This window comes from Kitasatospora sp. NPDC005748, assembly GCF_040630735.1.
GTDB lineage: Bacteria > Actinomycetota > Actinomycetes > Streptomycetales > Streptomycetaceae > Kitasatospora.
The window spans coordinates 24,659-50,259 of record NZ_JBEXYD010000008.1 but is presented as its reverse complement, the minus strand read 5'-3'; the positions used below and the strand labels follow the sequence as shown (position 1 = coordinate 50,259).

Here is a 25,601-nt window from a genome sequence, read left to right as displayed (position 1 = left end):
CCGGGCGCGGTCACGCCGGCGGGTCCAGACGGTAGCCGACCCCGCGCACCGTGCGGATCAGGGTGGGCGCCGAGGGCACGTCCTCGACCTTCGCCCGCAGCCGCTGGACGCACGCGTCCACCAGCCGGGAGTCGCCGAGGTAGTCGTGTTCCCAGACCAGGCGCAGCAGTTGCTGGCGGGAGAGGGCCTGCCCGGGCCGGCGGCTGAGCTCCAGCAGCAGCCGCAGCTCGGTCGGCGTGAGCTGGAGGTCCTCGCCGTCCTTGGTGACGGTCATCGCCGCGCGGTCGATCACCACGGTCCCGTACGCGGAGGAGTCCGAGCTCTCCCGCTCACCGCGTCGCAGCACGGCCCGGATCCGGGCGTCCAGGACGCGCGGCTGCACCGGCTTGACGACGTAGTCGTCCGCGCCGGACTCCAGGCCGACCACGACATCGATGTCGTCGGACCGGGCGGTGAGCAGGATGATCGGAAGCTGGTCGGTGCGGCGGATCCGGCGGCAGACCTCGAAGCCGTCGATTCCGGGCAGCATGACGTCCAGCACGATGAGGTCCGGCCGCTGCTCCTTGAAGAGCCTCAGACCGTCCTCGCCGGAGGCGGCGGTGGCCACTTTGTGGCCCTGGCGGGTGAGAGCGAGTTCGAGGCCGGTACGGATGGCGTCGTCGTCCTCGATCAGTAGGAGGAAAGGCACGGCCTCATTCTGGCTCACCCGGAGCGCCGAATCACCCCCCGGCACCGGCCACCGAGCGGGTGGGAACCGGAACCCGAGCCACCGGCGTCCGTCACGGCGGGAGGCGATGCGGGACGAAAGCCCCGCCCCTGTGACAGCCCTGTGACAGTCGACGGACAGCGTCATCACAACCGGCGGGCAAGATTTTCCATGTCGCCGCAGGACAGCGGGCCAACTGGCCGGCTGAACGGCGGCAACAGGAACCGCTCGTACCGACCAAGGGGGCGCACGATGAACGCCAGGCTGCAGACCCGGACCAACCCGGCTGACCGCACCGCGCGTTCGTCATCGGCCACCCACCGGACCCGTTACGAGGTCAGGACCGACGAGACCTCCGGTGCCGTGACCGTGCGGGGGTGCGCGCACAGCGCCGGTGGAAACACTGTCGCCCGCCGGGTGAGCGGCGGCGGCAGGCAGGGGGAGCTGTACGGGATCGGCCACCGGGGGAACGTGGCCGACTCCGCCAACACCCTGACGCTGCGGGGGATCCTCCCCGTCCGCGTCGAGGGCAAGGACACCCTGGGGGGGAACGGGGGAACCCGGGGGATCGGGGGGAGCGGGCTGCGGAAGGTCGACTCGGGGGAGTCGGCCGGCCGCGGGGCCGCGGGTGCGACGCTGCTGCGGCTGAACCCCGCGGCGACCCGCACCGCCGAGGCGGGACAGGGAGACGCGCAGGGGGAGCACCCGGCCGTCGCGGAGGACTACACCACGGAGTTCACCGCGTACGTGCGCGAGCGCCGCGCCTCCCTGTACGCCACGGCGTACCACCTGACCGGTGACCGCTTCGAGGCCGAGGACCTGCTGCAGAGCGCGCTCTTCAGCACCTACCGGGCCTGGGGCCGGATCACCGACAAGGCCGCGGTGGGGGGCTACCTCCGCCGCACCATGACCAACCTGCACATCTCCGCCTGGCGGCGCCGCAAGGTCAACGAGTACCCGACCGAGGAGCTGCCGGAGACGGTCGGCGACACCGACGCGATGGGCGGCACCGAGCTGCGCGCCGTGCTCTGGCAGGCGCTGGCCAAGCTGCCGGAGAACCAGCGCACCATGCTGGTGCTGCGCTACTACGAGGGCAAGACCGACCCGGAGATCGCCGACGTGCTCGGCATCAGCGTCGGCACGGTCAAGAGCAGCATCTGGCGCGCGCTGCGCCGGCTGCGCGACGACGAGCACCTGAACAAGTCGGGCGACACCGCCCGGGCGTTCGGCGAGCTGGTCGCCTGAGAACGGCCCCGCGAGGGGCGAGGGACTCCCGTCGGGGGACGGGTGAGGACGGTCAGGGAAACTGGCAGCGCCGGCTCGGGGGAGCGGCGTAACCGGGGGAGCCCGATGACCGTCCGGGAAGGCGGCGGGCCCGGTGCGGGGGAGACGCACCGGGCCCGCCGTTCTTCGTGCGTGAGTGCGTGAGTGCGGACGTGCAAGCGTGCCTGCGGGCGTGCCGGCCCGCGGTGGAGCTCAGACCGCGGAGAGCTGCCGTCCGGCCGCCGCGCGGATCCGCCGGTCCGCCTCCGGGCCGGTGCAGGGGTGGGCGCCCAGTTCGACCTGCCGGCCGACGATCGAGCGCTCGGCCCGCATCAGCCGCCAGCCGCGGCGCACCAGGACGGGCAGCGACTTGCGGCTCTCCCGGACGTCCCGGCGCAGCCGCCGCCAGGCGGTGGTGAGCGCGCCGTTGCGCAGGCACAGGGCGTCGCCCAGCAGGCCCTCGGCGGCGCAGGCGCCGGCGATCTCGGCGGCGAAGATGCCCTCGGCGATGAACGCGGGCGCCCCGGCGAGGTCCAGCACCTGGGTGGAGACGCGGCCGTTGGCCGGGATCGAGTACACCGGGACTTCGGCGCGGCCGCTCTCGTGGAGGCCGCGGATCGCCGCCAGGGCCTCGTCACGGTGCCAGGCGAGCGGGGAGTCCCAGTCGACCGCGCCGTCGTCCAGCAGCGGCAGGGTGGGGTCGTCCCCGTCCTTGTAGAAGTCGTCGAGCTGGAGCACCGGCAGGCCGCTCCGTTCCGCCAGTGAGGACTTCCCCGATCCGGAGGGCCCGGACAGCAGGACCACTCGGGCACGGGCTATCGGCGCGGCATTCAGCGGGGAGTCACTCACGGGACACCAGTCTGACGCATCGGGGCCGGATGCCGAAACCCGTCGGGTCACCCCTTGTGCGGCGACCGCGGTGCGGCGAGGGCGAGGTGCAGCAGCGGCAGGTACCGGCTGTCGGCCTGGAGGAAGACCGGCTGCCCGGCGCCGGGCGCCAGGTAGGCGGTGGCGGCCCAGTCGTGGTCGTGCCAGGTGTCCGGCTCGGGGGCCCGGAAGGCCCCGCCGGCGGCCAGTACGACCGGGCCGGCGCCGTCGAGCTCGCGCGAGCCGAACTCGGCGCTCGCGGCGCCCGGTGTGACGCGGATCCCCCCGTTGACGTAGCGCGGCGGCCAGCCGGGACCGTCGGAGCGGGCCGAGCAGGGGATCCGGACCGGTTTGCCGGCGGCCAGCCGGCGCCGGGCGCGGGCCACGAACAGCCTGCGGACGAACCCGTCCGCGAACAGTGCCATCAGCTCGCCGGCGATCTCTCCCACGCGGTGCCCCCTCGGTGTGCGGTGTCGCCCCAGTCTGCGCGGGGGCGGGGGCCGGCCGGGAGCGCCGAAAGGATGGCGGGCCGGCGACGAAAGTCGACGGATCCAGGGAGGAGAGCCGCCGGGGACACCGGAGGCGGAAAGTCGACGGACCCGCGCCAGGGGGGGAGAGGCGCGGGTCCGTCCAATGACCGTCCGGGCCCTGGGGGGGTGAGGGCACTGGGGACGGCCAGCTTGTGGAGTTGTTACTCGGTGGGCCCACCGGGCCCGGGGGTGACGAGGAGGTCAGATCCCCATCGGGTGCCAGACCGTCTTCGTCTCCAGGAACGAGAGTAGCCGGTCGGTACCGGGAGCATTGGTCCAGTCCTGGGCGAACGGGTCCAGCTCCGGACGGACCACCCTCTTCAGGGTATCCGCGGCGGCGGCTTCCAGCGCGCCCGCCGCGCCGGGACCGTCGGCGGCGATGGCGCCGGTGAGGTCCACCGCGTTGACGTCCTGGTGCGAGGCCAGGGTGGGCGCGATGTCGGCGGTCCGGCCCGAGATGATGTTGACCACGCCACCGGGGACGTCCGAGGTGGCCAGCACCTCGCCCAGCGACAGGGCCGGCAGCGGGGCGTCCGCGGCCGCCGCGACCACCACGGTGTTGCCGGTGGCGATGGCGGGCGCGATCACCGAGACCAGGCCGAGCAGCGAGTGCCCGTAACCGGCCTGCGGGGCGACGATCCCGACCACACCGGTCGGCTCCGGGGTGGAGAGGTTGAAGAACGGCCCGGCGACCGGGTTGGCGCCGCCCGCGATCTGGGCGACCTTGTCGGTCCAGCCCGCGTACCAGACCCAGCGGTCGATGGCGGCGTCCACCAGGGCGGCGGCCTTCTTCGGGCCGACGCCCTCGGAGAGCGCCACCTCGGCGGCGAACTGCTCGCGCCGGCCCTGCAGCATCTCGGCGACGCGGTACAGCACCTGGCCGCGGTTGTACGCGGTGGTGCCGGCCCAGCCCTTGACGGCCGCGCGGGCCGCCAGCACGGCGTCCCGGGCGTCCTTGCGGGTGCCGAGCGGGGCGTTGGCCAGCCACTCGCCCTTCGAGTCCGTCACCTCGTACACCCGCCCGCTCTCGGAGCGCGGGAACTTCCCGCCGACGTACAGCTTGTAGGTCTTGAGGACATCAAGACGGCTCACGACATCAGACATCGAGGTAGGCCTCCAGACCGTGGCGGCCACCTTCGCGGCCGTAACCCGACTCCTTGTAGCCGCCGAACGGCGAGGTCGGGTCGAACTTGTTGAAGGTGTTGGCCCAGACCACGCCGGCCTTGAGCCGGTTTGCGGTCCAGAGGATGCGCGAGCCCTTCTCCGTCCAGATGCCGGCGGAGAGGCCGTAGGGGGTGTTGTTGGCCTTGTCGACCGCCTCGGCCGGGGTGCGGAAGGTCAGCACCGACAGGACCGGCCCGAAGATCTCCTCCTGGGCGATCCGGTGGGCCTGGCTGACGCCGGTGAAGACGGTCGGCCTGAACCAGAAGCCGGTGCCGGGCAGCTCGCAGGCGGGCGACCAGCGCTCGGCGTCCTCGGCCTCGCCGGCGTCGGTCAGCGCGGTGATCCGGGCCAGCTGGGCGGCCGAGTTGATGGCGCCGATGTCGGTGTTCTTGTCCAGCGGGTCGCCGACCCGCAGGGTGCCCATCCGGCGCTTCAGGGCGTCCAGCAGCTCGTCGTGGATCGACTCCTGGACCAGCAGGCGCGAACCCGCGCAGCAGACGTGGCCCTGGTTGAAGAAGATGCCGTTGACGATGCCCTCGACCGCCTGGTCGATCGGCGCGTCGTCGAAGACGATGTTCGCGGCCTTGCCGCCGAGCTCCAGCGAGAGCTTCTTGCGGGTGCCCGCGATCTGCTTGGCGATCGCCCGGCCGACCGGGGTGGAGCCGGTGAAGGCGACCTTGTTGACGTCCGGGTGCGAGGTGAGCGCGGCGCCGGTGCGGCCGTCACCGGTGACGATGTTGACGACACCCTTCGGCAGGCCCGCCTGGCGGCAGATCTCGGCGAAGCGCAGCGCGGTCAGCGGGGTGGTCTCGGCCGGCTTCAGCACCACGGTGTTGCCGGTGGCCAGCGCCGGGGCGATCTTCCACGCCAGCATCAGCAGCGGGAAGTTCCACGGGATGACCTGGCCGGCCACGCCCAGCGGGCGCGGGTTCGCGCCGTAGCCGGCGAAGTCGAGCTTGTCGGCCCAGCCCGCGTAGTAGAAGAAGTGCGCGGCGACCAGCGGCAGGTCGACGTCGCGGGTCTCGCGGATCGGCTTGCCGTTGTCGATGGACTCCAGCACGGCCAGCTCGCGGCTGCGCTCCTGGATGATCCGGGCGATCCGGAACAGGTACTTGGCGCGCTCGCTGCCGGGCAGCGCCGACCAGTCGGTGAAGGCCCTGCGGGCGGCGGCGACCGCGCGGTCGACGTCCTCCTCGGTGCCCTGGGCGAACTCGGCGAGCACCTGCTCGGTGGCCGGGTTGACCGTCTTCAGGGCCTCGCTGCCGGAGGAGTCGACGAACTCGCCGCCGATGAAGTGGCCGTACGAGGTGGCGATGTCACCCGCGGCGGCGGGGGACTCGGGTGCCGGGGCGTAGCTGAAGAGGCCGCCGGTCGGCTGGGCCGCGGGCTCCTCGATGTTCTTCTTCTTGGCCATGGTGATCAGTCCACCGTCACGTAGTCGGGGCCGGAGTACCGTCCGGTGGTCAGCTTCTGACGCTGCATCAGCAGGTCGTTGAGCAGGCTGGAGGCGCCGAAGCGGAACCAGTGCGGGGTCAGCCAGTTGTCGCCGAGGGTCTCGTTGACCATCACCAGGTACTTCATGGCGTCCTTGGTGGTCTTGATGCCACCGGCGGGCTTCACGCCGACCTGGACGCCGGTCTGCGCCTTGAAGTCGCGGACGGCCTCCAGCATCAGCAGGGTGACCGGCGGGGTCGCGTTGACGGCGACCTTGCCGGTGGAGGTCTTGATGAAGTCGGCGCCGGCCAGCATCGCCAGCCAGGAGACGCGGCGCACGTTGTCGTACGTCTGCAGCTCGCCGGTCTCGAAGATCACCTTGAGGTGGGCGGCGGTGCCGTCGGGGCGCTTGCACGCCTCCTTGACGGCGACGATCTCGTTGAAGACGTCCAGGTAGCGGCCGGAGAGGAAGGCACCCCGGTCGATCACCATGTCGATCTCGTCGGCGCCGGCCGCGACCGCGTCGGCGGTGTCGGCGAGCTTGACCGGGAGCGCGGCGCGCCCGGCGGGGAAGGCGGTGGCGACGGAGGCGACCTGGATGTCGGTGCCGCGCAGGGCGTCCTTCGCGGTGGCGACCATGTCCGGATAGACACAGATGGCGGCGACGCGCGGGGTGGCCGGGTCGGACGGATCCGGGGTCCGGCCCTTGGCGCACAGCGCGCGCACCTTGCCGGCGGTGTCCGCGCCTTCGAGGGTGGTCAGGTCGATCATCGAGATGGCCAGGTCGATGGCGTACGCCTTCGCCGAGGTCTTGATCGAGCGGGTACCGAGAGTGGCGGCGCGCGCCTCCAGGCCGACCTGGTCGACGCCGGGCAGGCCGTGCAGGAAGCGGCGGAGCGAGGCCTCGGACGCCGCAACGTCCTCAAGACCGCTGCCCGCAGCGCCGGGGGCATTGGCTGCAAGAGTGGACATAGTCACCACACCAGCATATCTACGCGCGTAGCCAACCGCTAGGGGGCCCGCTTTTCGATGCCGGACCGAGATCTCGGCCCGGTGGGCGCGGCCCGGGAGCGGCTCGCGGCGGGGGAGTGGCCGGAGAGCGGCGGGGAGCGGCGGGAGGAGCGGCGGGAGGAACGGCGGGGCCCGGCCGCCGGGCCGGGGGCGACGGCCGGGGCCACCACGGTGATCGCCACCCCTGTAGATCACGGGGTGCATGGGGCAGAATCGTCGCCATGACCGAATCCGACGGCAAGCCCCACCAGGGCTCGGCCGGCTCCGACGGGGAGCCCGTGTACGCCGACCGCGTGTACCGCTCCATTCCCGGTGTGATCTCCGGTGTGCTCCTGCTGGCCGTGGCCGGGTGGCTGATCGGGGACGCGGTGCTGAACGGGACGGGCAGGACCCCGTACGTCGCGCTGGCCGCGGTACCGGTGTTCGCCTTCCCGGTGATCGCCTACACGCTGCGGCCGGCCGTGCGGGTGAACGACCGCCGGCTGGTGGTGCGCAACCCGCTGCGGACGATCACCGCGCCGTGGGCGGCCGTGGACGCCCTGCGCGCGGGGTACTCGGTGGAACTGCTGGCCGGGGGCCACAAGTACCAGGTGTGGGCCGTGCCGGTGTCGCTGCGCCAGCGCAAGCGGGCCAACCGGATCCAGCAGCGCGGCGGCGGGCAGCAGCACGCGTCCCGGCTGGGCACGGCCTTCGGGCGGCCGGCGCCGTCGGTGGTCGAGGGCGCGCCGGACCCGAACCGGGCCTGGTCCGACCAGGTGGTCGCGATCCTCCAGGAGACCGCCGAGCGGAACGCGGGCCGCCCCGACGCGGCAGGCCCGCTGGTCGTGCGGTGGTGCTGGTGGATCATCGCGCCGACCCTGCTCGGTCTGGTCGCGCTGATCGCCGCGATCGTCGCCTGAGCACGCCGAGGAGCACGACGAAGGGGCCCGCCGGGAACGGCGGGCCCCTTCGGCATGCGCGGGTGGATCAGGCGTCGATGCCGGCGGCCGCGGCCAGGTCGCGCTTGATCGCGCCCAGCAGCTCGGCGGCGCGCTCCCGGGCGGGGGCCAGGTCGGCGGCCGAGCCGACCGGGAGGACGACCTCCAGGTAGCACTTCAGCTTGGGTTCGGTGCCGGACGGCCGGACCACGATCCGGGCCGAGCGGACGCCCTCGCCGGCCAGGTAGTAGCGCAGGCCGTCGGTGGGCGGCAGGTCGGCGGAGCCGGCGGTCAGGTCGTCGGCCCGGGTGACCGTCAGGCCGGCCAGCACGGTCGGCGGCCGCTCGCGCAGGCGCTGCATCGCCTCCGCGATCAGCGCGAGGTCCTCCACCCGGACGGAGAGCTGGTCGGTGGCGTGCAGGCCGTGCTCCAGCGCCAGGTCGTCCAGCAGGTCGGCCAGGGTGCGGCCGGACCGCTTGAGGGTCGCGGCCAGCTCGGCGACCAGCAGGGCGGCGGTGATGCCGTCCTTGTCGCGCACGCCCTGCGGGTCGACGCAGTAGCCCAGCGCCTCCTCGAAGCCGTAGCGCAGGCCGTCGGCGCGGGCGATCCACTTGAAGCCGGTCAGCGTCTCGGCGTAACCCAGCCCGGCCGCCTCGGCGATCCGGCCGAGCAGGGTGGAGGAGACGATGGTGGTGGCGAAGGTGCCGGTGGCCCGCTTGGCGACCAGCGCGGCGCCCAGCAGCGCCCCCACGTCGTCGCCGCGCAGCATCCGCCAGCCGGTGCCGTCGCCGTCGGCGGTGCCGTTGGCCGGGACGGCCACCGCGCAGCGGTCGGCGTCCGGGTCGTTGGCGATGACGATGTCCGGGCCGACCGCGGCGGCGGTGCGGAAGGCGAGGTCCATCGCCCCCGGCTCCTCCGGGTTGGGGAAGGCCACGGTCGGGAAGTCCGGGTCGGGCTCGGCCTGTTCGGCGACCACGGTGGGCGCGGGGAAGCCGGCCCGGTCGAAGGCGGCGACCAGGGTGTCCCGGCCGACGCCGTGCATCGGGGTGTAGACGACGGCCAGGTCGCGCGGGCTGTGCGGGTCCACGATGGAGACGGCGCGGGCCAGGTAGGCGTCCACGACGTCCTCGCCGACGACGTCCCAGCCGTCCTCGGCGAGCGGGACCTCGGCGAGCGAGCCGATCGCGTCGATCTCGGCGGCGATCCCGGCGTCGGCCGGCGGGACGATCTGCGAGCCGTCGCCCAGGTAGACCTTGTAGCCGTTGTCCTGCGGCGGGTTGTGACTGGCGGTCACGGTGACGCCGGCGGCCGCGCCCAGGTGGCGGACCGCGAAGGCGAGCACCGGGGTGGGCAGCGCGCGCGGCAGCAGGGCGGCCCGCAGGCCGGCGCCGACCACCACGGCGGCGGTGTCCCGGGCGAAGTCGAAGGACTTGTGCCGGGCGTCGTAGCCGATGACGACGAGGTCGCCCAGGTTCTCCTTCTTCACGTACGCCACCAGGCCGGCGGCGGCCCGGATCACCACGGCGCGGTTCATCCGCATCGGGCCCGCGCCCAGCTCGCCGCGCAGGCCGGCGGTGCCGAACTGGAGGCGGTCGGAGAACCGCTCGGCCAGCCGCGACCAGGCGAGCTTGCTGTCCGACTCGGCGTCCGGGCCCTCGGCCGCGGCCAGCAGCGCGGCCAGCTCCTCGCGGGTCTGCGGGTCGGGGTCCTCGGCCAGCCAGGTCCGGGCCCGGGCGAGGAGATCGGTGGTGGGTGCCTGCGTCATGGCTGCGACTCCATGGGGAAGTGCGTCGGTTCGGTCGGCCGGAGGGTTCCGCGAGAGTGGGGCGCGCATGCGGACGGGGCCCGCGGGCGGGTGTGATCAGCGGATCACAGCCGCCCGCGAACCCCGTCGCTCACGATTGTGCGTCAGAGCCGGATCAGATCCGCTCAAGGACCTTCGCGAGCAGCGCGCCCATGCGCTCGGCGGAGGCCTTGCCGGCCTCCAGCACCTCGGCGTGGTTGAGCGGCTCACCGGTGATGCCGGCCGCCAGGTTGGTGACCAGCGAGATGCCGAGCACCTCGGCGCCGGCCTCGCGGGCGGCGATGGCCTCCAGCGTGGTGGACATGCCGACCAGCTCGCCACCGATCACCCGGGCCATGTGGACCTCGGCCGGGGTCTCGTAGTGCGGGCCGCGGAACTGCACGTAGACGGCCTCGTCGAGGGTGGAGTCCACCTCGCGGCAGAGGTCGCGCAGCCGCTTGGAGTAGAGGTCCGTCAGGTCGACGAAGTTGGCGCCGACGATCGGGGAGTCCGCGGTCAGGTTGATGTGGTCGCTGATCAGGACCGGCTGGCCGGGGACCCAGCCGTCGCGCAGACCGCCGCAGCCGTTGGTCAGCACGATGATGCCGCAGCCGGCGGCGGCGGCGGTGCGCACGCCGTGGACCACGGTGGCCACGCCGTGGCCCTCGTAGTAGTGGTTGCGGCCCAGGAAGATCAGGGCGCGCTTGTCGCCGATCTTCACCGAGCGGATCGTGCCGGCGTGGCCGGCCACGGCGGGGGCGGGGAAGCCCGGGAGGTCGGTGACCGGGAACTCCGCCACGGTCTCGCCGAGGGCGTCGGCGGCCGGCACCCAGCCGGAGCCCATCACCAGGGCGACGTCGTGGCGCTCGGCGCCGGTCAGCTCGCGCAGGCGCTCGGCGGCGGCCTGGGCGGCGGCGTAGGGGTCGGCGGAGACGACCGACTGAGGAGATGCGTTCACAGGTCCGAGGATAGACGGGAATCGGCTACGCGCGTAGAAGATCCCGGTACGACGTGCCGGATCGTTACCCGGATGGCGTGAAAGTACAGCTCGCAGGCCTGCTTCCGGCGGCTCTGGTGGGAGCAAGCTACAGCCGTCCGGCGCCGCGCGGCCGCCGGGCCGGGCGGCGCCGAGCCGTGCGCCGGCCCGGGGGCGGCGGGCGCCCGGGCCGGGGGGAGTCGGGGGCCGGGAGGAGTCGGGGGTGCGGCGGTGCCGCGCGGGCCCGGAGGTCAGCAGGGGCGGCGGCGCAGGTCCAGGACGTAGTCGTGCGGCGCCCCGGCGCTCTCCGCCGCGTCGGCGACCAGGCCCAGGTAGCGGGCGGCGGGCAGGCCGCCCTCGTAGTCGTTGAGCACGTACGTCCAGACCGGGATGTCGCCGTCCAGGGTGTGCGCGCGCAGCTTGATCTTGCGGTAGATGCCGAGCTGGACGCCCTCCCAGCGGTCCAGGCCCTCCTCGTCCATCGGCGCGACGTCGTAGAGCGAGACGAAGACCTGCTCCTTCTCGTCCTCGACCACGGTGGCCAGCGAGCCCTCCCAGCCGAGCTGCTCGCCGCCGAAGGTGAGCCGCCAGCCGTCCAGCCACCCGGTACCGCGCAGCGGGGAGTGCGGAGCGCGGCGGGTCATCTGCCGAGCATCGAGGTTGGTGGCATACGCGGCGTAGAGGGGCATGGGGTGCAGCCTACGGCGACTGGGCGATCGGACAGAAGCCCCGACCCCGGCGTGGCAGCGCGCTCGGCATACGGGACAATGGTGGACGTGACTCGGATCGTGATCATCGGTGGCGGACCCGGCGGCTACGAGGCGGCGCTCGTCGCCTCCCAGCTCGGCGCGGAGGTGACCGTCGTCGACCGCGACGGTCTGGGCGGATCGGCGGTGCTCACGGACTGCGTGCCGTCGAAGACCCTGATCGCGACCGCGGAGGTGATGACGACCTTCGACAGCTCGTACGAAGAGCTGGGCATCATCGTCGCCGACGACACCCCACCGCTGGAGCGGCAGGCCCGGGTGGTCGGCGTGGACCTCGGCAAGGTCAACCGACGCGTCAAGCGCCTCGCCATCGCGCAGTCCCACGACATCACCCAGTCGGTGACCCGGGCCGGGGTCACCGTGCTGCGCGGCCGGGGCCGGCTCGGCGGCGGCGGGCAGGCCGTGGACGGCTCCCGCGAGGTGCTGGTGGACGCGCCCGACGGCAGCGTCCAGTCGCTGCACGCGGACGCGGTGCTGGTCGCCACCGGCGCGCACCCGCGCGAGCTGCCGGACGCCCAGCCGGACGGCGAGCGGATCCTGACCTGGACCCAGGTGTACGACCTGGAGGAGCTGCCGGCCGAGCTGATCGTGGTCGGCTCCGGTGTGACCGGCGCCGAGTTCGCGGGCGCCTACCAGGCGCTCGGTTCCAAGGTCACCCTGGTGTCGAGCCGCGACCGGGTGCTGCCGGGCGAGGACCCGGACGCCGCCGAGGTGCTGGAGGAGGTCTTCCGCCGCCGCGGCATGAACGTGATGGGCCGCAGCCGGGCCGAGACGGTCAAGCGGGTCGGCGACCACGTCGAGGTGACGCTCTCCGACGGCAAGGTGATCAGGGGCACGCACTGCCTGATGGCGGTCGGCTCGATCCCCAACACCGCCGAGATGGGCCTGGAGGAGGCGGGGGTGAAGCTCAACGACTGGGGTCAGATCAAGGTCGACCGGGTCTCCCGCACCAGTGCCCCCGGCGTGTACGCGGCCGGTGACTGCACCGGCGTCTTCATGCTCGCCTCGGTGGCGGCCATGCAGGGCCGGATCGCGATGTACCACGCGCTCGGCGACGCGGTGCAGCCGCTGAACCTGAAGACCGTGGCCTCCAACGTCTTCACCGACCCGGAGATCGCCACCGTCGGCTACACCGCCGCCGACGTGAGTTGCGGCAAGATGGACGCGGTCGAGGTCAAGCTGCCGCTGCGGGGCAACCCGCGGGCCAAGATGCAGGGCATCCGGGACGGCTTCGTGAAGCTGTTCTGCCGCCCGGGCACCGGCATCGTGGTCGGCGGCGTGGTGGTCGCCCCGCGCGCCAGCGAGCTGATCCACCCGATCGCGCTCGCGGTGGACGCCAATCTGACGGTCGAACAGGTGGCCAGCGCCTTCACCGTCTACCCGTCCGTCTCCGGCTCGACCGCCGAGGCCGCCCGGCAGCTGCACATCCGCAAGCGGGCCGACGGCGAATCCTGAGCACCGGACGCGCAGTTGGGGGCGGCTGCCGGTCGGCGGCCGCCCTTCGCGCGGGCGGGTCCGTCACCCGGACGGCGGGCGCAGTCCCGGATTGCTGACGGCGCGTATTGTACGGTCACGCGCCGCTCGTGCGTGAGCAATTCCCGCTACTAGCTGCAAACGCCTGAAAGCAGACGGTCACGCAGGTTACCGTCGGTTCTGTGTTTGCAGCAGAACGTCGCCAGTTGATCCTCGAAATGGTGCGCGCCAACGGAGCTGTGTCGCTCCGCGAACTGGCCCGCGTCGTCCAGACCTCCGAAGTGACCGTACGTCGTGACGTACGGGCACTGGAGGCAGAAGGGCTCCTCGACCGCCGGCACGGCGGCGCGGTGCTCCCCGGCGGCTTCAGCCGCGAACCCGGCTATCCGCAGAAGACCCACCTCTCCGCGGCCGAGAAGAGCGCCATCGCCGATCTCGCCGCGGGCCTGGTGGAGGAGGGTGACGCGGTGGTGGTCGGCGCCGGTACCACCACGCAGGAGCTGGCCCGCCGACTGGCCCGGGTGCCCGGGCTGACGGTGGTCACCAACTCCCTGCTGGTCGCGCAGGCGCTGGCGCACGCCAACCGGGTGGAGGTGGTGATGACCGGCGGCACCCTGCGGGGTTCCAACTACGCCCTGGTGGGCAGTGGCGCCGAGCAGTCGCTGCACGGGCTGCGGGTCTCCAAGGCGTTCATCTCCGGCAGTGGACTGACCGCCGAGCGCGGGCTGTCGACCACGAACATGCTCTCCGCGAGCGTGGACCGGGCTCTGGTGCAGTCGGCTGCCGAGGTCATCGTCCTCGCCGACCACACCAAGCTCGGCGCGGACACCATGTTCCAGACCGTCCCGACCGAGACCATCACCCGGCTGGTCACCGACGAGCACGCCGCCGCCGACGACACCACCGCCCGCGAGCTGGACGCGCTCGCCGACTGCGGGGTGCAGATCGACCTGGCGCCGCTGAGCGCCGCGCCGACCGGGGACGCCCCCGTGCACGGCACCGGCAGCGGGCCCGTCCACCAGACCCAGCCCGGCCCGCTGGCCCGGCGCGCGGCCCCGCCGCCCGGTGCCCCGCTGCCCGGTCAGCGCCGCCCCGGCGCGCACGGCGGCCCCGGTGGGCCGGGCGGCCCACTGCCGGCCCGGCTCGCCGAGCTGGGGGCCGTCCCGCGCGGGCGCTGACGCCGCCACCGGGCGGGCGCCGTGCCGGTGGCGGCGCCGACCGGTACCGCCGTCGCGGGGCCGGAAACGGAACCGGTCCGCACACCCCGAGGGGCGTACGGACCGGTCCGGCGGCCTGAGCCGTCAGTCCTTGATCTCGCAGAGCGCGGCGCCGCTGCTGACGCTGCCGCCGACCTCGGCCTTGAGGCCGACGACGGTGCCCGCCTTGTGGGCGTTCAGCGGCTGCTCCATCTTCATCGCCTCCAGGACGACGATCAGCTCGCCCTCGGCGACGACCTGGCCCTCCTCGACGGCGACCTTGACGATGGTGCCCTGCATCGGGGAGGCCAGGGTGTCACCGCTGACCGCCGAGCCGGCCTTCTTGGCGCCGACCCGGCGCTTGGCCTTGGCCGCACCGCCGGTGGCGGCCGCCGGGGCGGACGCGACGCCCAGCGAGGACGGCAGCGAGACCTCGATCCGCTTGCCGCCCACCTCGACCACCACGGTCTCGCGGCCCTCGGCCTCCTCGCCCTCGCCGGGCGCACCGGCGAACGCGGGGATGGTGTTCTGGAACTCGGTCTCGATCCACCGGGTGAAGACCGTGAACGGTCCGTCGCCGCCGTGCACCTCGGGCGCGAACGCCGGGTCGGTCACGACCGCGCGGTGGAACGGGATGGCCGTGGCCATGCCCTCGACCTTGAACTCGGCCAGCGCCCGGGCGGCGCGCTGCAGCGCCTGCTTGCGGGTGGTGCCGGTGACGATCAGCTTGGCGAGCAGCGAGTCCCAGGCGGGGCCGATGACCGAGCCGGTCTCGACGCCCGCGTCCAGCCGGACGCCGGGGCCGGACGGCGGCGCGAACAGCGTCACCGTGCCGGGCGCGGGCAGGAAGCCGCGGCCCGGGTCCTCGCCGTTGATGCGGAACTCGATCGAGTGACCCCGCACCTCCGGGTCGTCGTACCCGAGCTCCTCGCCGTCGGCGATCCGGAACATCTCGCGGACCAGGTCGATCCCGGTGACCTCCTCGGAGACCGGGTGCTCGACCTGGAGGCGGGTGTTGACCTCCAGGAAGGAGATCAGCCCGTCCTGGGAGACCAGGAACTCGCAGGTCCCGGCGCCGACGTAGCCGGCCTCCTTGAGGATGGCCTTGGACGCCCGGTACAGCTCGGCGTTCTGCTCGGGGGTGAGGAACGGCGCGGGCGCCTCCTCGACGAGCTTCTGGTGCCGGCGCTGCAGCGAGCAGTCACGGGTGGAGACGACCACCACGTTGCCGTGCCGGTCGGCCAGGCACTGGGTCTCGACGTGCCGGGGGTTGTCCAGGTACTGCTCGACGAAACACTCGCCGCGACCGAAGGCGGCGACCGCCTCGCGAACCGCGGACTCGTAGAGCTCCGGGATCTCCTCCAGCGTGCGGGCGACCTTGAGGCCGCGGCCGCCACCGCCGAACGCCGCCTTGATGGCGACCGGGAGGCCGTGCTCCTGGGCGAAGACGACGACCTCGTCGGCGCCCGAGACCGGGTCCGGCGTGCCGGCGACCAGCGGGGCACCGGCGCGCTGCGCCACGTGCCGGGCGGTGACCTTGTCACCGAGGTCGCGGATGGCCTGCGGGGGCGGGCCGATCCAGGTCAGGCCCGCGTCGAGGACGGCCTGGGCGAACTCGGCGTTCTCCGACAGGAAGCCGTAGCCGGGGTGGACGGCGTCCGCCCCCGAGTCGGCGGCGGCCTTCAGGACCTTCGCGATGTCGAGGTAGCTGGTACCGGGGGTGTCGCCGCCCAGCGCGTAAGCCTCGTCGGCCGCGCGGACGTGCAGCGCATCCCGGTCCGGCTCGGCGTAGACGGCGACGCTGGCGATACCGGCGTCCGAGCAGGCCCGGGCGACGCGGACGGCGATTTCTCCGCGGTTGGCGATGAGCACCTTGCGCACTGTGGCTCCCTTCTTGAACCTGGTCGAGTTTATGGATTTCTGGGTGGTACCGGCGAGTAGCCCCAGGTTGTGAACTATCCCACACGGAGGGTGATGCGTTCGGGGACCCGATCCGCGACCCGGTCGGGGTCTTCCCAGGTGGGTGCCGGTGCCGTCGCCGCGAGCCGTCCCGTGCGGACGGTGACGGGGCGGCGCGGCGACGCGGTGGCCTTGGCCACACTCACCCCGCGGGGGCCGCGGAGGCGGCCCGCTCGCGGGCCGGCGCGGTGATGTCGGCGGCCAGTTCCACCACATCGGGGCCGTAGGCCTTCGGGTTGACGACCTTCAGGACCAGGGCGAACGAACCGTCCTCACCGTACCGGCGGGCGAGCCGGCGGTGGTTGGCGACGAGGTAGCGGACGCCGGCGTGGTTGGCGATGCCGGTCTGGCCGGATATCAGGAAGACCGGGTGCCCGCCCTCGGGGGTGGCGAGGCGCGCCAGCAGGGCGTACACCTCGGTGTCCCAGTCGACGGTGAAGGTCCGGTCGCCCACCACGATGACGTTGTTCGGGCCCTCCGAGCCGTTGGTGACTGTCACTCCGGGCAGCCCCCAGGCCAGGTGGGCGGCCATCCGCTCGTTGCTGCTGGGGCCGCCGAAGCAGAACTCGGTCTTGGTGCCCAGGCCGCGGTGGACGGCGTCGTGCGCGACCAGGTCGGTCCGCGCGTCGCACTCCTTCACCAGGGCGGCCAGCTCCATCAGCGCGTAGGCGTCGCGCCGGGTGACCGTCCGGGCGTGCGCCCCGACCCCGACGCTGCGGTTCACCACGATCAGGCACTCGCTGCCGGCCGGCAGGCCGAAGAAGGCGCGGACCCGCTCCAGCCGCCGGCGGCGGCGCAGGTTCTGCGCGAGCCAGGCGAGCGCGGCACTGATCGCGCTCGCCACCAGCCCCAGCAGCACGTTGAGCAGACTGTCGGTCATCGGCCTGTCCCCTCCCCGTTCGAACGGCGGCGGTCAGCCTAGCGGGCTCCCGCGAGGGCCACGGGGACGGACGGTGAGGGGAGCGGTCGGTCCTCGTGGCGGGGGAGCCGGCGGCGGATCAGGCCCAGAGGTCGGTGATCCGGACGCCGAGGTCGGCGAGCAGCCGGCGGAGCAGCGGCAAGGAGAGGCCGATGACGTTGCCCGGGTCGCCGTCGATGCCCTCGACGAACGGCGCCGAGCGGCCGTCCAGGGTGAACGCGCCGGCCACGTGCAGCGGCTCGCCGGAGGCGATGTAGGCGGCGACCTCGTCGTCGTCCGGGGTGCCGAAGCGGACGGTGGTGGAGGCGGTGGCCGAGGACTGCTCGCCGGTGGCGGTGTCGATCACGCAGTGCCCGGTGCGCAGCACCCCGGACCGGCCGCGCATCGCCTGCCAGCGGGCGAGGGCCTCGGCGGCGTCGGCGGGCTTGCCGAGCGCCTGCCCGTCCAGCTCCAGCACCGAGTCGCAGCCGATCACCAGCTCGCCGCCGGTCAGCTCGGCGGCGACCGCCTTGGCCTTGGCCTCGGCGAGGACGAGGGCGAGCTCGGCGGGGCTCGCGGCGGTGATCGCGTCCTCGTCGACGCCGCTGACCACCACGCGCGGGTCGAGGCCCGCCTGGCGCAGCAGCCCGAGGCGGGCGGGGGAGGCGGAGGCGAGGACGAGGGCGCGGCGGTCGGTCATGCCCACCAGGGTAGGGGGTGGCCGCCGTCGCTCCGCCCGCCCGCCGGGGGCCGGTCCGGGCGCCGGTCAGACCACACCGGTCAGACCATCAGCAGGACGGCGATCAGCAGGAGGCAGGCCGCGAGCACATGGCCGGCGCGGCGGAGCCTCTCCTGCAGTCGGCGGGCCTCCGGGGAGGGCTCGTCGCGGGGGTCGGACCAGAGCACCTGTCCAGGGTGCGTCGCGCCGCCGCGGTGACGCCTGAGTACGCGTACTCAGCTTTCGGGGCAATCCGGGCGCGCGAAGGGGGTGGGACGCCGGACGGGCCGGCCTCCCACCCCCTCCCGGCGGTGCTAGCCGGCCCAGCCCGAGGTGCGCCAGGCGTTGACGCCCGGGCGGGGGGTGGCGCGCAGCCGGCGGGCGCGGTCGTTCCAGGCGGAGTCCGGGCCGGCGCCGGCCCGGCGGGCCGCCTCGGCGGCCGCCTGCGCGGCGGCGGCCCGGGACTGGACCACCGCCAGGACGGTGGCCAGCTCCTCGGGGGTCGGCTGCCCGTGCAGCACGTGGATCGGGGCCATGGCTCAATCCTCTCGCGGCAGCGCTTACAGGGGGATGTTTCCGTGCTTCTTCGGCGGCAGCACCTCACGCTTGCCGCGCAGCGCGCGCAGCCCGCGGACGATGTGCCGGCGGGTGTCGCTCGGCGCGATGACGGCGTCCACGTAGCCGCGCTCGGCGGCCAGGTACGGGTTGAGCAGGGTGTCCTCGTACTCGGAGACCAGCTCGGCCCGGCGGGCGTCGACGTCGGCGCCCGCGGCGGCGGCCTCGGCCAGCTCGCGCCGGTAGACGATGTTGGCCGCGCCCTGCGCGCCCATCACCGCGATCTGCGCGGTCGGCCAGGCCAGGTTGAGGTCGGCGCCCAGGTGCTTGGAGCCCATGACGTCGTACGCGCCGCCGAAGGCCTTGCGGGTGATCACGGTGATCATCGGCACGGTGGCCTCGGCGTAGGCGTAGATCAGCTTGGCGCCGCGGCGGATGATGCCGTCCCACTCCTGCTCGGTGCCGGGCAGGAAGCCGGGCACGTCCACGAAGGTGATCACCGGGATGTTGAAGCTGTCGCAGGTCCGGATGAACCGGGCGGCCTTCTCGCTGGCGTTGATGTCCAGGCAGCCGGCCAGGTCCATCGGCTGGTTGCCGACGATGCCGACCGGGTGGCCCTCGACCCGGCCGAAGCCGGTGATGATGTTGCCCGCGTACAGCGCCTGGGTCTCCAGGAACTCGCCGTCGTCCAGGACGTGCTCGATCACCGTGTGCATGTCGTACGGCTGGTTCGCCGAGTCCGGCACGAGGGTGTCGAGTTCGAGGTCCTCGTCGGTGACGGAGAGGTCCGCCTCCTCGGGGAAGGCCGGCGGGTCGGAGAGGTTGTTGGAGGGCAGGTACGAGAGCAGGCTCTTGACGTACTCGATCGCCTCCTTCTCGTCCGCGGCCAGGTAGTGCGCGTTGCCGGACTTGGTGTTGTGGGTGCGCGCGCCGCCCAGCTCCTCCATGCCGACGTCCTCACCGGTGACGGTCTTGATCACGTCCGGGCCGGTGATGAACATGTGCGAGGTCTGATCGGCCATCACCACGAAGTCGGTGATCGCGGGCGAGTACACCGCGCCGCCCGCGCAGGGGCCCATGATCAGCGAGATCTGCGGGACGACCCCGGAGGCGTGCACGTTGCGGCGGAAGATCTCGCCGTACAGGCCGAGCGAGACCACGCCCTCCTGGATCCGGGCGCCGCCGGAGTCGTTGATGCCGATGACCGGGCAGCCGGTCTTCAGCGCGAAGTCCATCACCTTGACGATCTTCTCGCCGAACACCTCGCCGAGCGAGCCGCCGAAGACGGTGAAGTCCTGCGCGAAGACGGCGACCTGACGGCCGTCGACGGTGCCGTAGCCGGTCACCACGCCGTCGCCGTACGGGCGGTTCTTCTCCTGGCCGAAGTTGGTCGAGCGGTGCCGGGCGAACTCGTCGAACTCCACGAAGGAGCCCTCGTCCATCAGCTCGACGACGCGCTCACGCGCGGTCAGCTTCCCCTTGGCGTGCTGCTTCTCCACGGCCTTGGCGGAGCCGGAGTGCACCGCCTCGTCGATCCTGCGCCGCAGGTCGGCGAGCTTGCCGGCGGTGGTGTGGGGGTCGTACGGGGCCTCGGTCATCGGGTGGGCTCTCCCTGATCCATGGGCCGCGGCCTGTTCGGTGGTACGCGCGTCTGGGCGGGGACACGCGCATGAGGGCAGGGCGGCGCAACGAACTACCGTCGAGTAGCGTAGCCAGCACCGGGGCTTTCCGGTTATGGCCAGCGACACAGTGTGTCAACGCCCGTTCTGCGGGACGATATGGCGGCCTACGGCCACCGCGCGGCGGGCGGGGCGAAACCCCTAGTCTCGTGGTCATGACCGAATCCGACACCCCCCGCCGCAGTGGACTGCGCGGCTTCGGCCACGCCGGGCCGTCGCCCTGGACCGATCTGGACCGGCCGCCGCTGGACGCCGAGGCGCTGCGCCGCGACCTCGTCCGGCCGGGCGGGTTCTGGACCGCGCTGGACATCGTCACCGAGACCGGTTCCACCAACAGCGACCTCGCCGCCCGGGCCGGGGCCGGCGCGCCGCAGGGCGCCGTGCTGGTCGCCGAGGCGCAGAGCGCCGGGCGCGGGCGGCTGGAGCGGCAGTGGACGGCGCCGCCCCGGTCGGGGCTCTTCCTCTCCGTCCTGCTTCGCCCGGACGAGGTACCCGTCGAACGGTACGGCTGGTTGCCGATCCTGGTCGGCGTCGCCGCGGCCGCCACGCTGAGCCGGGTCGCCGAGGTCGAGGTCGGCCTGAAGTGGCCCAACGACCTCCAGGTCACCGTCGACGGCGCGGAGCGCAAGCTCGGCGGCATCCTCACCGAGCTCAGCGGTGGCGCGGTGGTGGCCGGCCTCGGCCTCAACGTGTCGCTGCGCGAGGGCGAGCTGCCCGTCCCGACCGCCGCCTCGCTGCTGCTGGCCGGCGCCGCGGTGACCGACCGGTCCACCCTGCTCCGCGCGCTGCTGCGCGAGTTCGCCGTCCTCTACACCGAGTGGACGGCCGCGGCCGGCGACCCGCACGCCAGCGGTCTGCTGGCCGCCTACGCGGACCGGTGCACCACGCTCGGCCGTCCGGTCAAGGTCCACCTGCCGGGCGACCGTGAGCTCGTCGGCGAGGCGGTGGCGATCGACGGCGACGGCCGGCTGGTGGTCCGCACCCCCGACGGTGCACGGCGTCCGGTGGGCGCGGGAGACGTCGTCCATGTGCGCCCCGAGCCGCGCTGAGCGGCACTCTTCACCTCTCCTTGACCCGGGCGGATGCCCCGGATCGCGGGATTCCGTGCGAACATTCCACCTGGCAGCAGTGTGAGGCGCGCCACTGCCCGGCGGGTGGCGGGCGCGTTCGGACAGGCAGGACACGAGGCAAGTGCGGCGACCGCACGGGGACGGACCGGTGGCAGAGGACGGCGGCAACGGCGGTACGGCGGGCTCCGACGACCAGACGGTCGCGCTCGACCTGGAACGCCTGATCCTGGACGCGCCACGCCGCTACACCCCGTACCAGGCCGCGCGGGCCGCCGACGTCCCGATGGAGCTGGCCACCCGCTTCTGGCGGGCGATGGGCTTCCCGGACATCGGGCAGTCCCGGGCGCTCACCGACGGCGACGTGATCGCGCTGCGCCGGCTCGCCGGTCTGGTGGAGTCGGGCCTGCTCAGCGAGCCGATGGCGATCCAGGTCGCCCGCTCGACCGGGCAGACCACCGCCCGGCTGGCCGGCTGGCAGATGGACACCTTCCTGGAGAACCTCACCCAGTCCGTCGAGCCCGGGCTGACCCGCGCCGACGTGGCCTACCCGCTGGTCGAGCTGCTGCTGCCGGAGCTGGAGCAGTTCCTGGTGTACGTCTGGCGCCGCCAGCTGGCCGCCGTCACCGGCCGGGTGGTGCAGGCCGCCGAGGACACCGAGATCACCAGTGGCCGGCTGGCCGTCGGCTTCGCCGACCTGGTCGGCTTCACCCGGCTCTCGCGCCGGCTGGAGGAGGAGGAGCTCGGCGAGCTGGTCGAGACCTTCGAGAACACCTGCTCCGACCTGATCGCCGGCCAGGGCGGCCGGGTGATCAAGACCCTCGGCGACGAGATCCTGTACGTCTCCGAGGACCCGGGGACGGCCGCCGAGATCGCGTTCAGCCTGATCGAGGCGCTGGCCGAGGACGACACCATCCCCGCGCTGCGGGTCGGCATGGCCTTCGGCACCGTCACCTCGCGGATGGGCGACGTCTTCGGCACCACGGTCAACCTGGCCAGCCGGCTCACCTCGATCGCCCCGAAGGACGCGGTGCTGATCGACGGCGAGTTCGCGGCCGCGCTGGAGCAGAACGGCAGTGTCGCCCCGGCCGACGCGGACGGGCCGGGGCTGGCCGAGGCGCTGTCGGCCGCCTCCGGACTGCCCGCCTCCGGGCTCCCGGTGCCGGCGCCGGACGCGGGGCGCCGGTTCAGCCTCCAGCCGATGTGGCGCCGGCCGGTGCGCGGGCTGGGGCTGGTCGAGCCGTGGCTGCTGTCGCGGCGGCCGCGCGGCGAGTAGCGGGCGCCGCCACGTACCGCCGGGCTCCCGGAGGCCGCGGGGAGTACCCGGCCGCTCACGGGGTAGGCCGACGTCCGGGCAGGGCGCGGCGGAGTCCGGGCCGGCGGCACGGTCACCCGGCGGGGCCGGTGGCCGTCGTCCGAAAGCCGTACGGCTGAAACCGGTCCGGCCGGGCGGATCCGTGCGGGCAAACGGGGCATAACCGAGCGAAACCGCCCTAGTCTTGGTGCAGGCGGACGGGTCCGGTTCGCGGTGGGTGAGCCACCGCGCCGGACGGGACCGAGCACAGGGAACGGGGCGAGCCGGTGGGCAGTGAGGCGATCACGACGGACCGCGGTTGCGTGTGCGACCGCCCGGAGCTGCCGGCCGTCCCCGACCCGCGGCTGACGTCCGTGGTGGAGCTCGCCCAGGACATGGCGGGGGCGCTCACCCCGCTGGAGGCGGTCCGCGCGGCCGCCGTCCGCGCCACCGAGGCCCTCGGCGCCACCATGGCGGCCGTCTCGGTCTGGGACCGGGAGTCCGGCCGGCTGCGGGTCCTGGTCAACTACGGGGAGCTGGCGCCGGGCGAGGAGGAGCTGCCGGAGGACGAGTCCTACCCGGTGGCGGACTTCCCCGAGATCGTCACCTACCTGGAGGAGCGCTGGACCACCGGACGGCTGCCCCGCGCCTGGCTGCAGAGCGCCGAGAACACCGAACTCCACGCCGGGCACGCCCACCCCACCGCCGGGGCCTACTGCCAGGAGCGGGCCGCCGCGCTGCGCCGGCGCGGCCGGGGCTGCTGCGTGGTCGCCCCGATCGTGCTGCACGGACAGGCCTGGGGGGAGCTCTACCTGGCCAGGTCCACCGGGACGGCGGAGTTCACCGAGGGCGACGCCGAGTACGCCACCCTGCTCGCCGCCCAGATCTCGGCCGGGCTCGCGCAGACCGAACGCCTCGCCGACCTGCGCAAGCTCGCCTTCTCCGACCCGCTGACCGGGCTGGCCAACCGGCGGGCGGTGGACGCCCGGCTGGAGAGCGCGCTGGAGGCGCACAACCGCGACGGCACGGTGGTCTCGCTGGTGGTCTGCGACGTCAACGGCCTGAAGCGGGTCAACGACCAGCTCGGGCACGAGATGGGCGACCGGCTGCTGGAGCGCTTCGCCCACCAGCTGTCGCTGGCCGCCGCCAGGCTGCCCGGCAGCCTCGCCGCCCGTCTCGGCGGCGACGAGTTCTGCCTGCTGGTGGAGGGCCAGAAGGCGGACGAGGTGGTCGCCGTCGCCGAGGAGCTGTGCGCGCGGGCCCTGGCGCTGGCCGAGGGCGAGGGCGTCGCCTGCGGGGTCGCCTCCACCGGGGACTCGATCGGCCCGGTCACCACGCCCGACCGGCTGTTCCGGCTCGCCGACGCCGCGCAGTACCGGGCCAAGGCAGCCCGCGCCGCACATCCCGTGGTGGCCGGCCGCAGCCACGGCCCCGGCCTGTCGCCGGACCCGACCGTGCTGCTGGCCGACGCCGCCGATCCGCACCACCGGGCCGACGGCCGGGGGCGCGTCCCGGGCCGGCCGGGCGCCGGCGACCGGCGGCGGTTCCGCGGCGCCGCGCACAGCGCCGACCCGGGACAGCTGCTCACCGCCGTGCTCGCCGCCCTGGACCAGCGCGGGGTCACCCGCTCGGTCCACCCCGCCGACACCATCGGCAAGCTGGCGGTGGTCGCGGAGACGGCCTCCCGGCTGCTCGACGCGGTCGGCTGGTGGGTCTCCTACGTGCCGCCCGGCTCGCACCTGATGCGCACCGCCCAGCACGCCGTGTACCGGATGACCAGCGGACCGAGCAGCTCGCGGGCGGAGACCCAGCGGGCCCAGATCGAGGCCCCGGACGCCGTCTTCGACCTGCGGCACTACCCGATGACCCGGCAGGCGGTGCGCGGCGGGTCCTTCGCGCTGCGCGCGGGCGCGGCCGGGAACGACCCGTCCGAGGAGGCCATGCTGGTGGTCAGCGGCTACCGGGGGATGGTCGCGGCGGGCGGCCAGAACCCGGCCGGCGGCTGGCTGGTGGAACTGTTCGCCGACGACGCGACGCTGCCGCTCGGACAGGTCGCCAGCGCGATGCGGGCCCTGGTCGCCGTGGCGCTCTCCGGCCCGGCCTCCCCGCCGCCGGGCTGAGGCGGGCCCGGTTCGTGGACGGACCGGGCGGGGGGCTTGTGCCGGTTCGGTGACCGGCCTGTTCCGAGCCGGTCGCGGTCCGGTGCGGAGGCTGCCGCGGGGCTGGGCGGCGAGCCCCGGACGTGGGATGGTATCCGCCGTCGGCGGGCCACGGGGGCCGGGCCGGAACGGGGGTCGAAACCCATGCGCGCTCGTCTGACGAGCCTTGTCCTCTCCGCGGTGCTGGCGCTGGGCGGTGCCACGCTGGCAGCCGCCCCGGTGGCCGAGGCCGCGCCGCGCGCCGCCGCGGTCAGCACCGCCGCCGGTTCTGCCGCCGGTTCTGCCGCCGCGGGGGGCGCCGTCCAGGCGGCCCAGGCGGCCCCGGCCGTGGCCGGGCAGCAGGACGGCACCCGGCTGGCCGGGTCCAAGGACAAGTCCAAGTCGAAGTCGAAGAAGAAGAAGAAGGGCTTCTTCGGCAAGATCATCGGTGTGGTGATCGGCATCGTGGTGGTGCTGATCGTGATCGCCGTGATCATCGCGGTGGTCGTGATGCTCCGCCGCCGCAACCGGCAGTAGACCGCGCGGGCCCGTGGACCCGGTGGGTCCACGGGCCGGCCGCCGGACCGGTCACGGCCGCAGGGCGCGCAGGACGCCCGCCACCAGACGGTCCGCGTAGGCGTGGTCGAGCGGGCCGAGGCCGTGCAGCCAGCGGTAGTACATCGGGCCGTAGAGCAGTTCGACGGCGAGGTCGAGGTCGGCGTCGGCGGTGATCTGCCCGGCCTCGCGGGCGGTGCGCAGGCGCTCCCGAGTGACCTCCAGCAGAGGGTCCAGCAGGCGCTCGCGGTACTCCCGCAGCAGGGCCGGGTCGCGCAGGTGCTCGGAGACCAGGCCGCGGCCGGTGTTGTCGAAGCCCGGGTCGGCGAGCTGGTCGGCCGTCGGCCGCAGGACGGCGCGCAGATCGGCGGCGAGGTCGCCGGTGTCGGGCAGCGCCAGACTGCCGGAGGCGTTCTCGTTGGCGGCCTGGAAGGCGTCGAAGACCACCGCGCCCTTGGAGGGCCACCAGCGGTAGATGGTCTGCTTGCCGACGCCGGCCCGGGCGGCGATCGCCTCGATGGTCAGCTTGCCGAAGCCCACCTCGGCCACCAGTTCGGCGGCGGCGGTGAGGACGGCCTGGCGGGAGCGCTCGCTGCGGCGGGCGGGATCGGGAGAGCTGCTGCGGGTCATGGGCCCATTCTAGGGCGCTGC

General features: G+C 73.7%; 23 protein-coding genes and 1 pseudogene. 8 read left to right on the top strand and 16 right to left on the bottom strand.

Annotation, left to right across the window (positions count from 1 at the left end):
* Positions 1-10: 10 nt before the first annotated feature.
* Complete coding sequence (locus tag ABZ495_RS09030) at positions 11-688, bottom strand: response regulator transcription factor (protein ID WP_329487983.1); 678 nt, start codon at positions 686-688, stop codon at positions 11-13.
* Positions 689-1,288: 600 nt separating this feature from the next.
* Here ABZ495_RS09030 and ABZ495_RS09025 point away from each other — a divergent pair.
* Entirely contained in the window at positions 1,289-1,951 is a 663-nt protein-coding gene (locus ABZ495_RS09025; protein WP_329492126.1) for a SigE family RNA polymerase sigma factor, read from the top strand.
* Between the two features lie 231 nt (positions 1,952-2,182).
* On the opposite strand, the gene ABZ495_RS09020 is transcribed toward ABZ495_RS09025, so the two are convergent.
* The 5 genes from ABZ495_RS09020 to deoC form a co-directional block, all read right to left on the bottom strand.
* Positions 2,183-2,818, bottom strand: a complete 636-nt coding sequence (locus ABZ495_RS09020; RefSeq protein WP_359803612.1) for an ATP-binding protein — start codon at positions 2,816-2,818, stop codon at positions 2,183-2,185.
* Positions 2,819-2,865: 47 nt separating this feature from the next.
* The gene (locus ABZ495_RS09015; RefSeq protein ID WP_359803614.1) at positions 2,866-3,285 is read right to left on the bottom strand and encodes a hypothetical protein; all 420 of its coding nucleotides are present in this window, start codon (positions 3,283-3,285) and stop codon (positions 2,866-2,868) included.
* A gap of 282 nt (positions 3,286-3,567) precedes the next feature.
* Positions 3,568-4,470 (bottom strand): aldehyde dehydrogenase family protein, encoded by a 903-nt coding sequence (locus tag ABZ495_RS09010; protein ID WP_329487980.1) that lies wholly within the window; start codon positions 4,468-4,470, stop codon positions 3,568-3,570.
* Positions 4,463-5,944 (bottom strand): aldehyde dehydrogenase family protein, encoded by a 1,482-nt coding sequence (locus ABZ495_RS09005; protein WP_359835058.1) that lies wholly within the window; start codon positions 5,942-5,944, stop codon positions 4,463-4,465. The genes ABZ495_RS09010 and ABZ495_RS09005 overlap by 8 nt, the downstream gene beginning before the upstream one ends.
* A 5-nt stretch (positions 5,945-5,949) precedes the next feature.
* A complete protein-coding gene (gene deoC / locus ABZ495_RS09000) occupies positions 5,950-6,936 on the bottom strand; it encodes a deoxyribose-phosphate aldolase (protein ID WP_359835057.1) in 987 nt (328 codons plus the stop codon).
* 260 nt (positions 6,937-7,196) lie between these two features.
* Here deoC and ABZ495_RS08995 point away from each other — a divergent pair, with 260 nt between their 5' ends.
* Entirely contained in the window at positions 7,197-7,874 is a 678-nt protein-coding gene (locus ABZ495_RS08995; RefSeq protein WP_329487977.1) for a PH domain-containing protein, read from the top strand.
* Positions 7,875-7,941: 67 nt separating this feature from the next.
* Here ABZ495_RS08995 and ABZ495_RS08990 read toward each other — a convergent pair whose 3' ends face one another.
* The 3 genes from ABZ495_RS08990 to ABZ495_RS08980 all read right to left on the bottom strand — a co-directional run bounded on the left by ABZ495_RS08990 (position 7,942) and on the right by ABZ495_RS08980 (position 11,340).
* Positions 7,942-9,657 (bottom strand): phospho-sugar mutase, encoded by a 1,716-nt coding sequence (locus ABZ495_RS08990; RefSeq protein WP_359803618.1) that lies wholly within the window; start codon positions 9,655-9,657, stop codon positions 7,942-7,944.
* 154 nt (positions 9,658-9,811) lie between these two features.
* On the bottom strand, positions 9,812-10,633 hold the full coding sequence (locus ABZ495_RS08985; RefSeq protein ID WP_329487975.1) for a purine-nucleoside phosphorylase: 822 nt from the start codon (positions 10,631-10,633) through the stop codon (positions 9,812-9,814).
* Between the two features lie 269 nt (positions 10,634-10,902).
* Positions 10,903-11,340, bottom strand: coding sequence for a gamma-glutamylcyclotransferase (locus ABZ495_RS08980; protein WP_329487974.1), 438 nt, complete (start codon positions 11,338-11,340; stop codon positions 10,903-10,905).
* Between the two features lie 78 nt (positions 11,341-11,418).
* On the opposite strand from ABZ495_RS08980, the gene ABZ495_RS08975 reads away from it, so the two are divergent.
* Positions 11,419-12,873, top strand: a complete 1,455-nt coding sequence (locus ABZ495_RS08975; protein ID WP_359835055.1) for an NAD(P)H-quinone dehydrogenase — start codon at positions 11,419-11,421, stop codon at positions 12,871-12,873.
* Between the two features lie 236 nt (positions 12,874-13,109).
* Positions 13,110-14,069: a DeoR/GlpR family DNA-binding transcription regulator gene (locus ABZ495_RS08970; protein WP_359835122.1), complete on the top strand. Its 960-nt coding sequence runs from the start codon at positions 13,110-13,112 to the stop codon at positions 14,067-14,069.
* 123 nt (positions 14,070-14,192) lie between these two features.
* Here the strand turns inward: ABZ495_RS08970 and ABZ495_RS08965 are convergent, their stop codons facing one another.
* The 6 genes from ABZ495_RS08965 to ABZ495_RS08940 form a co-directional block, all read right to left on the bottom strand.
* Positions 14,193-15,968: a biotin carboxylase N-terminal domain-containing protein gene (locus tag ABZ495_RS08965; protein ID WP_329487972.1), complete on the bottom strand. Its 1,776-nt coding sequence runs from the start codon at positions 15,966-15,968 to the stop codon at positions 14,193-14,195.
* A 220-nt stretch (positions 15,969-16,188) separates the two neighbouring features.
* A complete protein-coding gene (locus ABZ495_RS08960; RefSeq protein WP_359803621.1) occupies positions 16,189-16,926 on the bottom strand; it encodes a hypothetical protein in 738 nt (245 codons plus the stop codon).
* A gap of 118 nt (positions 16,927-17,044) precedes the next feature.
* Positions 17,045-17,644, bottom strand: coding sequence for a nucleoside triphosphate pyrophosphatase (locus tag ABZ495_RS08955; RefSeq protein WP_329487970.1), 600 nt, complete (start codon positions 17,642-17,644; stop codon positions 17,045-17,047).
* A gap of 80 nt (positions 17,645-17,724) precedes the next feature.
* Complete coding sequence (locus tag ABZ495_RS08950; protein ID WP_329487969.1) at positions 17,725-17,850, bottom strand: hypothetical protein; 126 nt, start codon at positions 17,848-17,850, stop codon at positions 17,725-17,727.
* Positions 17,851-17,976: 126 nt separating this feature from the next.
* Positions 17,977-18,198: an acyl-CoA carboxylase subunit epsilon gene (locus ABZ495_RS08945; RefSeq protein WP_093861821.1), complete on the bottom strand. Its 222-nt coding sequence runs from the start codon at positions 18,196-18,198 to the stop codon at positions 17,977-17,979.
* Positions 18,199-18,222: 24 nt separating this feature from the next.
* The gene (locus tag ABZ495_RS08940; RefSeq protein WP_329487968.1) at positions 18,223-19,815 is read right to left on the bottom strand and encodes an acyl-CoA carboxylase subunit beta; all 1,593 of its coding nucleotides are present in this window, start codon (positions 19,813-19,815) and stop codon (positions 18,223-18,225) included.
* Between the two features lie 236 nt (positions 19,816-20,051).
* On the opposite strand from ABZ495_RS08940, the gene ABZ495_RS08935 reads away from it, so the two are divergent.
* The 4 genes and pseudogenes from ABZ495_RS08935 to ABZ495_RS08920 all read left to right on the top strand — a co-directional run bounded on the left by ABZ495_RS08935 (position 20,052) and on the right by ABZ495_RS08920 (position 24,932).
* Complete coding sequence (locus tag ABZ495_RS08935; RefSeq protein ID WP_359803624.1) at positions 20,052-20,945, top strand: biotin--[acetyl-CoA-carboxylase] ligase; 894 nt, start codon at positions 20,052-20,054, stop codon at positions 20,943-20,945.
* Between the two features lie 169 nt (positions 20,946-21,114).
* Positions 21,115-22,239, top strand: a complete 1,125-nt coding sequence (locus ABZ495_RS08930) for an adenylate/guanylate cyclase domain-containing protein (protein ID WP_329487966.1) — start codon at positions 21,115-21,117, stop codon at positions 22,237-22,239.
* Positions 22,240-22,652: 413 nt separating this feature from the next.
* A pseudogene (locus tag ABZ495_RS08925) lies at positions 22,653-23,678 on the top strand (sensor domain-containing diguanylate cyclase); the annotation flags it as partial.
* Between the two features lie 882 nt (positions 23,679-24,560).
* Entirely contained in the window at positions 24,561-24,932 is a 372-nt protein-coding gene (locus tag ABZ495_RS08920; protein ID WP_359835053.1) for a hypothetical protein, read from the top strand.
* A gap of 51 nt (positions 24,933-24,983) precedes the next feature.
* Here the strand turns inward: ABZ495_RS08920 and ABZ495_RS08915 are convergent, their stop codons facing one another.
* Positions 24,984-25,580, bottom strand: coding sequence for a TetR/AcrR family transcriptional regulator (locus ABZ495_RS08915; RefSeq protein WP_359803628.1), 597 nt, complete (start codon positions 25,578-25,580; stop codon positions 24,984-24,986).
* Positions 25,581-25,601 lie beyond the last annotated feature (21 nt).